Origin of the sequence: Eubacterium pyruvativorans (assembly GCF_900102225.1) — a bacterium.
GTDB classification, from domain to species: domain Bacteria; phylum Bacillota; class Clostridia; order Peptostreptococcales; family Anaerovoracaceae; genus Aminicella; species Aminicella pyruvativorans.
The window spans coordinates 95,926-107,030 of sequence record NZ_FNBF01000003.1 but is presented as its reverse complement, the minus strand read 5'-3'; the positions used below and the strand labels follow the sequence as shown (position 1 = coordinate 107,030).

The window sequence follows — 11,105 nt, the reverse complement described above, 5'->3', positions numbered from 1 at the left end:
GGGAATATGGCGATTGATTTCAAGAAAAAACGCGGTTTTATCTGCGATATGGACGGTGTGATTTATCACGGAAATACGATTCTTCCGGGGGTACGGGAGTTCATCCGCTGGATGCAGAATGAGAAGAAGGATTATCTGTTTCTCACTAACAACAGCGGATACACGCCCCGGGAGCTGAATCAGAAACTCTGCCGCATGGGACTGAATGTTCCGGAAGAACATTTCTACACTAGTGCTCTGGCGACGGCGGCGTTCCTGGCTGATCAGGCGCCGGGCTGCTCTGCCTATGTCATCGGGGAGGCGGGGCTGCTGAATGCACTGTATGACGTCGGCATCGTCATGAACGATGTGGATCCGGACTATGTGGTTGTGGGGGAGGGAAAGAACTACTCCCTGGATACCCTGACAAAGGCCTGCAATCTGGTACTGAAGGGGGCGAAACTGATCGGTGCGAATTCGGATATTTCCGGACCGATCGAGAACGGCATCATGCCGGCATGCGGCTCTCTGGTGTCCCCGATTGAAATGACCACGGGGACGAAAGCCTATTTCTGCGGGAAGCCGAACCCGCTGATGATGCGAACCGGACTGAAGAAACTGGGCTGTCACTCCAACGAGGCGGTGATGATCGGAGACCGGATGGACACGGATGTGATCTCCGGACTGGAGAGCGGCATGTCCACGGTGCTGGTGCTTTCCGGCGTTTCGGACCGGAGCACACTGGATTCCTTCGCCTTCCGGCCGTCGGTCATCCTGAGCGGCGTCGGGGAAATCCCGAAGCTGGCGGCCCGGGACGAGAAATAATGTGCTGAATAAGAAGTTTTCCGTTTTCCCAATCTTGATTCCATGTAAATCGTATACAAATTGCGATTTTGCTATTGATTTTTCCTTTCATTTACACTATGGTATAGCCAACAAAAAAAGAGGCGCACTGCAGCTGACATCATTTTCGGCTGACGCAGCAGGCAGAACAGAAGTGATCAGAAAGGATGTGCGGTATGAGTGGATTTCAACGGGAGAACGACGGCCGTCCCGATCCCTGGGGCGATAACTGGAGCAAGACAGAGCTGATGGAAAATGTCATCCGCCCTGTGGTCTTCGAAACGGTGGAAGATGCCGGCTTCGGCGCCGGGCAGTTCCATTTCAACCGGAAGTCGGTGGAGAACTTCCTGAAGAAACCGCTGACCGAAAGCGGTCCGGACGGCAGAACGATCGGACCGTATTTCGAGTACATTGCGGATGATGCGCTGTACCGGGTGGAGATCAGTCTCTGCTGGCACGACCCCCAGAATCCCGGGGCGTTCGATGTCATGACGATCCTGTTCCGTCTTCGGGATTACATGGAAGGCAACCGGGAGTGGGAGGCATACAATCCCGGAGAAGGCGTCTGGGAGATCGGCCCGGGAGAGGATTTCTTCGACATCGCCGACTTCGAACCGGAGAACGTGATGCTGAGCTGACGGGGCGGTCGGTGCGGTCGGCCGAGGCACAGACGGTCGGGTGATGGGAGTGCGGACGGCCGGTCGGGTGATGGGAGTGCAGTCGGCCGGTCGGGTGCGAAAATCCCATTTTTTCAGATTTCGCACCCGGTTCCGACCGGATCAGCCGATAATCCGGGGCGACACGATTTCGAGGGGTGCGGATCTGCGGAAATCTTCATTTTCGCACCAAGCTTTCTGGATACGAAATTTCTACATTGTAGTTATTTTTCCCAATACATATTTATCGTAGGTAATTCCCGGCTGCTCTGTCCGTTCGACAGTTCTACCACCGGACTTTCCGGGATGGTCGATCGGCAGCCGGGTTATTTTTTGTCTAACACGTCCGGAACGTATATATTCTGCCTGCCGGATCAAGTGCGGAAATCCATTTTTTTTCAGAATCGCACCCTCCCGAGCTGTCGGAATAGATTAATCAAGCTTTTCTGTTAAAATCGCACCCCGGCATCTGGTCATTCGGGTGCGGATCCGGACCAATTGGCCGATTCCGCACATTTTCCATACAGTATACACGAAAATCGCAAGTCATCCGTCTGCCCAACCGCCCGGATGGCCTAATTGTATACGATTTGGCGGCCTAACCAGTCGACCGCCAGCCCAGTCAGTCGACCGCCAGCCCAGTCAGTCGACCGCCGGCCCAGTCAGCCGCCCGCCGGCCCCATCAGTGCCCGGTCGCATGGAAAGAAGCGGATTACGGCGTGTATTTTCGGGGGAAACGGGTATTAGTCAAATAAGTTATCTGCTGACGATGCATTCTTTGGTTGGAAAAGGGTGCATTCGTTTTTTCATGTTTCTCCGGGGGAGAGAAAGGGCATAATATGATCACGATTTTTGGTATGAAGACCTGTCCGGACTGCACGTATCTGGAACCGCAGATTGAAGGGGATGAGCGGTTCCGGACAGTGGATATCGGCGAGGATGTGAAGAATCTGAAGGAGTTTCTCCGGATCCGGGATGTGGATCCGGCATTTGATGAAGTGAGAGGAACCGGCAGTGTGGGGATTCCGTGCATTGTGCTGGAGGACGGGCGTGTTACGCTGGATCCTGCGGATGCGGGCCTCACGCCGCGCCCGGAAACGGGAACGGCATGCCGGCTGGATGGAAAGGGCTGCTGATCTTTTTTTGCCCGTGCCGAAGGGGACGGGAAAGGCAGCATCTCCGGGAGGAGTATATGGCAGTGGGACGTTACGTCATCGTGTTCGAGCGGCGCGGTGAGAAAGAAAACTGGAAAAAGGCGAAGAAAGCGCTGAAGGCTGCGGGGATCCGCAGTATGAAGAGCAGTGTCTGGGATGATGCGGACGTGCCGAGCCCGTATCCGATGGATGCGAAGCACTTCGAGAATGGCCGCATGCTGGACACGAAGATTTACACCATTCGCGTTCAGGAAGAGGAATCGGATCTGGCATACAGCATTATTCTGCAGCTGTTTCCGGATTATCAGCCGTACATCCGGGCGGACGGAAGGCCGGGGAACGAGGAACGGAAGGATCTGCGGGAGCCGAAGGAGCGCCGGCGGAACACGATCACCATCGTGATCGCCGTGATTGTGTCGGCGGTGATGCTGACCTCTCTGGCGGTTCAGGCGGTGCGCCACGCCCGGGAGCGAAACGGTGCGGAGGACATGGTCTACCATTACAGAGTGAGCGAAATCAGCAACTGGAGCCAGGTGGACGATGCGGCGGTGCCGGAGAGCTATGCCCGGTTTACCCGGGAACTGGACGCGGGCAGGGTGAAGCGGGTTTTTGCGGAGTTTGACATGGGAGAGTACAGTCAGACCATGTATTACACCCTGCGGAAGGACAAAGATAAACTGTACCGCACGGCCAATCCCGATTCACCGGATTTCAAGGAACGGCTGCTTCAGAAAGGGGCGGACGTTCAGCCGAAGGCGGAAGTGTTCAACCAGAATCCGGAGGTCACTACGGTGAAACCGGAAGTGGTGCGCAATTTCTCCCGGATCAGTTTCCTGGTGCCGCTGACGGCGATCGCCCTGTTCTTCCTGTTCCTGTCTCTCTGGCTTCGCCGGGAGCGGATGCGGCAGATGGAGAACAGCCGCCGGGAGGATGCATCCGGAGAGAATAAGGATGCGGAGCCGAAGAGCTTCGATCAGATCGGCGGACTGCATCCGCTGAAGAAGGACCTGAAGGTCGTCGTGGACTTCCTGCAGAATCCGGAGAAGTACCGGAATGCCGGAGCGGATCTGCCCCGGGGCATTCTGCTCTACGGGCCGCCGGGCACCGGCAAGACCCTGATTGCGAAGGTCATGGCCAGTGAGGCGCAGGTGGGGTTCGTGTACGCCAACGCCTCGGATTTTGTGGAAAAGTACGTGGGCACCGGCGCCGCCCGGATCCGGGATCTGTTCAAGCGGGCCCGGAAGGAGGCGCCGTGTATCGTGTTTATCGACGAGATCGACACCATCGCCAGCAAGCGGAGTTCGGACATGAACTCGGAGGACCGGAAGGCTCTGACGGCGCTGCTGACAGAGATGGACGGCTTCCGGAAGAGCGACAACATTCTGGTGATCGGCGCCACCAACCGGATGGACGACATGGATGAGGCAGTGCTCCGGCCGGGCCGTTTCTCGGATATCTTCGCAGTGCCGGTGCCGGAAACCATCGAGGACCGGCTGGAAATCATTGATATCTACGCGAAGGGAAAGACGTTCGAAGAATCCTTCGACCGGCGGGCGTTCGCAGAAGAGATGATGGGCCGTTCTCCGGCGGAAATCCGGGACGTTCTGAATGAGGCGGCAATCCTTTCGGTACAGAAGGGGCTTGCTGCCATCACGAAGGAGTGCATCGAAACGGCGTTTTATAAGCGGCTGCTGCACGGCCACCAGACGGACAATGCGGAGACGGATGAGCGGGATCTGAAGCTGATTGCCTATCACGAGGCGGGACATGCCCTGGTGGCCAGGCTGTGCGGCAGCCGGGTCAGCAAGATCACCATTCTGGGATCCACTTCCGGTGCCGGCGGGGTCACTTTCGTGAAGCCTTCGGAACGGAAACTGTACACGAAGCGGATGATGGAAAACAAGATCTGTGAAATGTACGGCGGGAAAGTGGCGGAGTATCTGATTTCGGGACGGAACTGGGACAACACGACCCAGGGCTGTTCCAACGATATTCAGAAGGCCACCCAGCTGCTGAAGGACATGGTGGACGCTTACGGGATGGGCGGAAACGGTATGGTCAATCTGAACATGCTGAGCAGAGAGACTTCCGAGAAGTCCACCGAATATATTACAGAAATGTCCCGGAAGCTCCAGGAACGCACTGTCCGGATGATGGAGCGCCACGGAGACCTGCTGGAGAAGCTGGCCCGGGCGCTGCTGGAAGAAAACACGATTTACGAGCCGGAAATCGACCGGATCGTAGGGGAGGCCGCCGGTACAGAGGCGGCGGTCCGGGAACAGGATGCTTCTCCGCTTCCGGAGCCCGCAGCTGCGTCAACGGCACCGGCACTGTGACGCCGGCGTTGTAATCCGATACTGTACCCCGGCGCTCTGATCCCGGCACTTACCCCGGAAAGAGGGGGTAAGCGCCGGGTCTTTCGAATTATGCCTGCCGGAAAGGAGCGTTGCTACACCGATCCCCGCCAGCCCATGGCCCAGAAGGCGTCCTCGCAGCGGGTACATTTCACGAAGATGTCCCGGAATCTGCGGCGGTCCGCTTCTGAAGCGGAAGGGGTGAGAGAGTCCAGCAGTTTCTCCAGCTCCCGGTTGGATGCCGCATAATCCGGATCCCCGTAACTTCTGACCCATTCACCGTAGAACGGATGTTCTGCGGCGGATGGGTCTTCTTCGATGATCCGCCGGGCGATGTACTCATAACTTTCGGCGCAGGCGAGCACCGTCACAGCGGCATCGGCGGCGCTGCCCTCCCAGGCCCGGGCCAGCATGAAATCTGTGTAAGCCTGGTTTTCCGGGGCGGTTTCCGCATTCTCCGCCTCCTCCGGCGTGATGCCGATGCGGGCCATGTAGGACCGGTGGGTTTCCATTTCGGTATTCAGAATCTGCGCCTCATAGGCCTGGAAATACCGCATTGTGGGAATGTCCCCGGATTTCACCACGCCCAGGGCGAAGAGTTTCACATACTCTTTCAGATAGAGATAGTCCTGCACCATATAAAACATAAATTTTTCCTTCGGCAGAGAGCCGTCCCGGATGCCCTGCAGGAAAGGACAGGCCAGAGACTGTTCCCACATCGGCCGGCCGATGGCGAGCAGTTCCGAAGAAACTGTCACAGCGTTTTCGTTTGAAATCATAGTATTCCTCCTGACCGTTATTCTGACCGTGCGTATGCCGCACCGTCCCCATCATAGCACAGCCGGAAGCGAATTGCAGGGGTTGACATGACAGACTGGTGCGGCTATACTGAAAATTGTCATATGTGAACTGCAGGAAACTGCAGGGAAAGGGGAGCTCGCAAGAAGCGGGCTGAGAGTCGGCGTAGGCGCCGTGACCGATTGACCTGATCTGGGTAATGCCAGCGTAGGAAGATAATTTGGTTTCGCGTGCAGCAGGCTCTTCCGGGAAGAGCCTGTTTTCTTTTCGTGGATTTCCGGGTTCCGGTGAACCTGTGCCGGAACCGGCGGCGGAGCAGCCTGTTTCGCCGGCACTCCTGCCATGAAAGGATGCAGGCAGCCCGTTTCCCGATATATGGACAGCGGCAGATCGGGGGCACCACCTTCCGCCGCGGTAGAAAACCGGACTTCTCCATCCGCTTCGGCGGGAGGGATGGCGGTCCGGAGCGTGCGGATTCATGCATGCAGGCGCTGATCTGTTTACGGAACCATCGATTCATCAAGCGGCTTTGGCCCGGCGGACGGAAATAGTGTCCGGCTCCGCCATGGCTTCCATGTGTTTGCTTGACGTTTATCGACGGCACACCGAAGAGGAATCAGCGCAGACCTGCACGGGCCCTGCGCTTTTTTCGTGGCGCCGCAGGAAGACAGGAAAGAAGGGTATATTTCATGCTGACATTCGATCATGTGAGCTTTCAATATGAAACAGACCGGGAGGCCATGTTCCGGGATCTGTCCTTCCGGGTGGAAGAGGGAGAATTCGTTTCCATCATCGGGGCTTCGGGCAGCGGGAAAACCACTATTTTCCGGCTCATCAATCATTTTCTGATCCCGGACGGGGGACGGATTCTGGTCCGGGACCGGGATGTGGCGGAAGGGACCGTGTCCGTCGGATATATGCCCCAGCAGGACATGCTGTTTCCCTGGCGGACCGCAGCCCGGAATGTGATGCTGCCCATGCAGGTGCACGGGGTGCCGAAGGACCGGCAGAAGAAAGAGGCATCGGCTCTGCTGGAGCGGGTCGGCCTCGGCGGGATGGATGACCGGAAACCGGCAGAGCTCTCGGGGGGCATGCGGCAGCGGGTCGCCTTCGCCAGGACCCTGGCCACGGGATCGGATCTGCTGCTTCTGGACGAGCCCTTCAGCGCCCTGGACTCCATCACCCGGATTTCCATGCAGGAGTGGCTTCGGGAACAGTGGCGTACCCTGGGAAAGACGATCGTCTTCATCACTCACGATGTGGAAGAGGCGCTGTTTCTCTCCGGACGCATTCTGGTGCTGCGGGGCCGGCCGGCGACGCACATGGATTCGGTAACGGTGCCGGCGGGCCCGGACAGGACCCGGGAAATGCTGCTCACGCCGGAGGTCACGGATCTGAAGAACCGGCTGATCCGTGAGCTCCGGGAGGAGGCGGGACGATGAGGGGAAAGACTGTGAGGAAGCTTTCGGCCTGGCTTTTCGGTGCGGCGCTGATCGCTCTTTGGGAAATTGCGGCGGTGTCGGTAGACCGGGTGTATCTGCTGCCGGGGCCGGCAGACGTGATCCGTTCGCTGCTGCTGAACCGGAAAGAGATCTTTTTGGTGCATCTGCCGGCGACCATGGAAGTGGTGGCAGTGGGAGGCGCGCTTTCCATTCTGGTGGGGGCACTGTTCGCCGTGATGATGGATCTCTTCGGACCGGTCAGGAAGGCGCTGTATCCGCTTCTCACCCTGTCCCAGGCGATTCCGGTCATGTGCCTGGCGCCGGTGTTCGTGCTCTGGTTCGGGTATACCACTGCCATGCGGGTGGTGGTGGTCATCCTGACGAATTTTTTTCCGGTGACCATCAACCTCTATGACGGGCTCCGATCGGCACGGCCGGAACGGATGGAACTGATGAAAACCTGGGGTGCGACGAAAGGACAGATCTTCCGGCTGCTCCGGTTCCCGTCTTCCCTGCCGTATCTGTTTACGGCGCTTCGGATCGCCGTGCCCTGGTCTGTGATTGCCGCAGCGGTGGCGGAGTGGCTGGGGGCCCCGGCGGGACTGGGATTCTACAGCCGGTACTGCATGATGGACATGGATGCGCCGGGTCTTCTGGCGCCTCTCCTGGTGCTGACCGTCATTGCCCTTCTTCTGAACGGCATTCTGAAAGTTCTGGAGCGCCGCATCGTCAGCTGGCGGGGACAGTGACCGGCGGCCGGCGCTGCAGAAGACGGGAGAAGAAGACGGGAGAAATGAGAAAATAATCGTAATCGTAGTGGAAAGGAAGGAACCAATGAAAACGAAAAGATTTTCGAAATGGAGTAAGGTATGGGCGGTTCTTCTGGCAGCCGTCCTGGCCTTCGGACTGTCCGGCTGCGGCGCCGGCACCGGCAGCGGCAGCAGCGGGAAGAAGACGAAGGACGGACTGAAGGAAGTGGATGTGGTGCTGGACTGGTACCCGAATGCGGTGCACTCCTTCCTGTACTGGGCCCAGGAGAAGGGATATTTCCGGAAAGAAGGACTGAAAGTGAAGATCATCAGCCCGGCGGAGAGCGTGGACGCCATTAACTTTGTCGCTTCCGGCAAGGCCCAGGTGGGCATCTCCTACCCGATTGACACCATCAATGCGGTGGTGAATAAGCACATGCCGGTGAAGGCCATCGGCGCCGTCACCCAGAAGCAGATGGTGGTCATGATCTCCCTGCAGTCCAACAGCATCACGAAGGATTTCAAGACCCTGAAGGGAAAGAAGATCGGCTATGACGGAACCAATGATTCCAAGGTCCAGATTCAGGCGGCCGCATCCTATGCCGGACTGAAGCCGGAGGATTACGAACTGGTGGATGTGGGCTTCGATCTGACCACGGCGCTGACGTCGAAGAAGGTGGACATTGTGGGGGGCCCGATGATCAACGACGAAGTCATCACGCTGCGGAACAAGGGATACAAGATTAACGTCTTTCCGTACACCGACTACGGCGTTCCGGAATGTTACGGGCTGGTGCTGGATGTCAACAGCGAGGCTTATGAAAAGGATCCGGAAATGTACAAAGGATTCCTCCGGGCCTGCCGGAAGGGGTTCCGGGATATGAAATCCGACGAAAACGGAACACTGGATCTGATCATGAAGCGCATGAGCTCCGACAGCAACCCGCTGAACCGGAAGCAGCAGAAGGGAAGCTACGAGACACTTCTGCCGTACATGGAGACGAAAGACGGCAATTTCCTGACCATGAACGATGCCACTTGGAACGCCTTTATTAAATGGATGAAGCAGCAGGGCGTCACGAAGGAACTCTGCAAGCCGTCTGACGTGATGATCAAGCCGGATTTCCGGTAGATCCGGGGTGAAGGACAAAAAAATGAATGCACAATCGTTCAGACAATATTGGAAGGACCGGGTGCCCGCCGCCTTTCTCCTGCTGGCCGTTCTGGTCATCTGGCAGATCGCGGCGGACATCATCCGCATTCCCCACATTCTGCCGGGACCTTCCGCCATCATTGCGAAAACCTGGGCGCTTCGGCGCACGCTTTTTCTGGTGCAGCTGCCCTATACGTTTTTCTCCGTGCTGGCGGGATGGGGACTGGCGATTCTCTTCGCCGTCCTGCTGGCCGTTCTCATGAGCCGGAGTTCTTTGCTGGAGGACATGATCTATCCGGTGCTGCTGGTGATCCAGACCGTTCCCGTCATGTGCATCGCACCGCTGTTCGTGCTGTGGTTCGGCTACACCGCATCCGGTCGGATTCTGGTGATTGTTTTGTCTACCTTCTTCGGCATTGCCCTGAATACCTTCGACGGTTTCCGGGAGGTGGACCGGGGCCGGATGGAGCTGATGGAATCCTTCGGCGCCGGCCGGCTGCAGATCTTTCTCCGGCTGGAAGTGCCGTCGGCGCTTCCCCGGTTTCTCACCGGCCTGAAGATGACCCTGCCCTGGGCTGTAGTGGATTCCGCCGTGGCCGAGTGGCTGGGCGCTACCCGGGGACTGGGCTATTTCAGCAAGCGGATGGTCACCCATATGGACGGGCCCGGGGTGTTCGCACCGATTCTGGTGCTGTGCCTCGTGACGATTGCCGGTATGGCGGTGATCGATCTTCTGGACCGGCGGATCGCCGGTCACCGGAGTGCTCTGTAGCAGCGGATCGCCGGGCGTATCAGAAAACCGGGCGAAGCATTGCAGACAAGACCTCTTCATAACGGCGGGAAGCCGGCGCCGGCGCATTACTGCGCCGGACCGGCTTCCTTTTCGTTTCCGTACAGTGCATTGTAAATGGCGATCATCTTCTGATCCCGGCACCTGACAGCCTCCTGCCCCTTTCCGTCGGAGTAATCGTAGATGCCCCGGCCGGTTTTCAGTCCGTATTCTCCCCGGTCGTAATGCTCCTGAATCAGGGCCGGCACCTCGTGGGAATCTTCCAGATCCGGAACCAGATATTCCGCCAGGTGCTGGAAGATGTCGATGCCGCCCAGGTCGATGGTTTCCAGCGGACCGAGGCAGGCCCAGCGGAAGCCCAGCGCGTATTTCATCACTGCGTCGATGCCCTCTGCGCTGATGACACCCCGCTTCACCAGTGCGCAGGCTTCCCGGAGAACTGCCATCTGGAGGCGGTTGGCGGCGAATCCGTACACATCCTGGTTGACGATGGCCGGCTTTTTGTCAATCGCCAGGGCCAGATCGTAGATTGTGTCCACCACATCCTGCCTGGTGACATCTGCCCGGATAATTTCAATCAGCGGAACCAGGGTCGGCGGATTGAACCAGTGCATGCCCAGGAAGCGGTCCGGATGGTCCACGAAGCCGGACAGGGTGTTGATGGAAAGCCCGGAGGTATTGGTGGCGATGATTGCCTCCGGCGAAATCACGGTGGTCAGATACTGGTAGAACCCTTTCTTGATTTCCATGTCCTCGGACACCGATTCCACAACCAGATCGCAGTCCCGGAAGGCGTCATCCGAGGCGGCGTAGCAGATTTTTTCTGCAATTTCCGGATTGGTTTCGGCGATGGCCGCCTTCGCAGCCGTAAGTTTCGGCGCCCGGTGATTCCACAGGGTCACCTGGTATCCGTAGCGGGCGAAGATCAGCGCCATGGAGTGGCCCATGGTGCCGGCCCCCGCAATGGTGATTTTTTCGATCATTTCTCTCTCCTTTATCTCTGATGGATGAATGATGAAAATCGGTTGGTTTATCACATTATAACTGCACAGTGATACAGCGAAATATGATCACGATTACAGTATAGCAGTTTCCGAATCAATCAGGTAGCAGAAAGAAAAAATTCTTCACCCGGTCATCATCTTCGCCGCATCGATTGAATTACACTACATTGTGAGGTATAATTC

The 11,105-nt window shown here is 57.6% G+C and carries 10 protein-coding genes; 8 read left to right on the top strand and 2 right to left on the bottom strand.

Annotation, left to right across the window (positions count from 1 at the left end):
- Window positions 1-6: 6 nt before the first annotated feature.
- From BLQ24_RS02150 to BLQ24_RS02135, 4 genes are all read left to right on the top strand, one after another.
- On the top strand, window positions 7-804 hold the full coding sequence (locus BLQ24_RS02150; RefSeq protein WP_242869556.1) for an HAD-IIA family hydrolase: 798 nt from the start codon (window positions 7-9) through the stop codon (window positions 802-804).
- 194 nt (window positions 805-998) lie between these two features.
- Complete coding sequence (locus BLQ24_RS02145) at window positions 999-1,460, top strand: hypothetical protein (RefSeq protein WP_090162185.1); 462 nt, start codon at window positions 999-1,001, stop codon at window positions 1,458-1,460.
- An 857-nt stretch (window positions 1,461-2,317) separates the two neighbouring features.
- Window positions 2,318-2,614 (top strand): glutaredoxin-related protein, encoded by a 297-nt coding sequence (locus tag BLQ24_RS02140; protein WP_090162183.1) that lies wholly within the window; start codon window positions 2,318-2,320, stop codon window positions 2,612-2,614.
- A gap of 56 nt (window positions 2,615-2,670) precedes the next feature.
- The gene (locus BLQ24_RS02135; RefSeq protein WP_176755842.1) at window positions 2,671-4,968 is read left to right on the top strand and encodes an AAA family ATPase; all 2,298 of its coding nucleotides are present in this window, start codon (window positions 2,671-2,673) and stop codon (window positions 4,966-4,968) included.
- A 113-nt stretch (window positions 4,969-5,081) separates the two neighbouring features.
- Here the strand turns inward: BLQ24_RS02135 and tenA are convergent, their stop codons facing one another.
- Complete coding sequence (tenA, locus tag BLQ24_RS02130) at window positions 5,082-5,765, bottom strand: thiaminase II (protein ID WP_090162179.1); 684 nt, start codon at window positions 5,763-5,765, stop codon at window positions 5,082-5,084.
- Window positions 5,766-6,473: 708 nt separating this feature from the next.
- On the opposite strand from tenA, the gene BLQ24_RS02120 reads away from it, so the two are divergent.
- The 4 genes from BLQ24_RS02120 to BLQ24_RS02105 all read left to right on the top strand — a co-directional run bounded on the left by BLQ24_RS02120 (window position 6,474) and on the right by BLQ24_RS02105 (window position 9,900).
- Window positions 6,474-7,226, top strand: a complete 753-nt coding sequence (locus tag BLQ24_RS02120) for an ABC transporter ATP-binding protein (protein ID WP_090162175.1) — start codon at window positions 6,474-6,476, stop codon at window positions 7,224-7,226.
- On the top strand, window positions 7,223-7,975 hold the full coding sequence (locus BLQ24_RS02115) for an ABC transporter permease (protein WP_090162173.1): 753 nt from the start codon (window positions 7,223-7,225) through the stop codon (window positions 7,973-7,975). The genes BLQ24_RS02120 and BLQ24_RS02115 overlap by 4 nt, the downstream gene beginning before the upstream one ends.
- Window positions 7,976-8,060: 85 nt before the next feature.
- A complete protein-coding gene (locus BLQ24_RS02110) occupies window positions 8,061-9,107 on the top strand; it encodes an ABC transporter substrate-binding protein (protein WP_090162171.1) in 1,047 nt (348 codons plus the stop codon).
- A gap of 22 nt (window positions 9,108-9,129) precedes the next feature.
- Window positions 9,130-9,900 (top strand): ABC transporter permease, encoded by a 771-nt coding sequence (locus BLQ24_RS02105; RefSeq protein ID WP_090162170.1) that lies wholly within the window; start codon window positions 9,130-9,132, stop codon window positions 9,898-9,900.
- A gap of 86 nt (window positions 9,901-9,986) precedes the next feature.
- Here the strand turns inward: BLQ24_RS02105 and BLQ24_RS02100 are convergent, their stop codons facing one another.
- Entirely contained in the window at window positions 9,987-10,901 is a 915-nt protein-coding gene (locus BLQ24_RS02100; RefSeq protein WP_090162168.1) for a 3-hydroxyacyl-CoA dehydrogenase family protein, read from the bottom strand.
- Window positions 10,902-11,105 lie beyond the last annotated feature (204 nt).

Coding starts and splice junctions, on each gene's coding strand:
- tenA (WP_090162179.1), bottom strand. CDS start 5,765: ATGATTTCAAACGAAAACGCTGTGACAGTTTCTTCGGAACTGCTCGCC.
- BLQ24_RS02145 (WP_090162185.1), top strand. CDS start 999: ATGAGTGGATTTCAACGGGAGAACGACGGCCGTCCCGATCCCTGGGGC.
- BLQ24_RS02135 (WP_176755842.1), top strand. CDS start 2,671: ATGGCAGTGGGACGTTACGTCATCGTGTTCGAGCGGCGCGGTGAGAAA.
- BLQ24_RS02140 (WP_090162183.1), top strand. CDS start 2,318: ATGATCACGATTTTTGGTATGAAGACCTGTCCGGACTGCACGTATCTG.
- BLQ24_RS02110 (WP_090162171.1), top strand. CDS start 8,061: ATGAAAACGAAAAGATTTTCGAAATGGAGTAAGGTATGGGCGGTTCTT.
- BLQ24_RS02105 (WP_090162170.1), top strand. CDS start 9,130: ATGAATGCACAATCGTTCAGACAATATTGGAAGGACCGGGTGCCCGCC.
- BLQ24_RS02115 (WP_090162173.1), top strand. CDS start 7,223: ATGAGGGGAAAGACTGTGAGGAAGCTTTCGGCCTGGCTTTTCGGTGCG.
- BLQ24_RS02120 (WP_090162175.1), top strand. CDS start 6,474: ATGCTGACATTCGATCATGTGAGCTTTCAATATGAAACAGACCGGGAG.
- BLQ24_RS02100 (WP_090162168.1), bottom strand. CDS start 10,901: ATGATCGAAAAAATCACCATTGCGGGGGCCGGCACCATGGGCCACTCC.
- BLQ24_RS02150 (WP_242869556.1), top strand. CDS start 7: ATGGCGATTGATTTCAAGAAAAAACGCGGTTTTATCTGCGATATGGAC.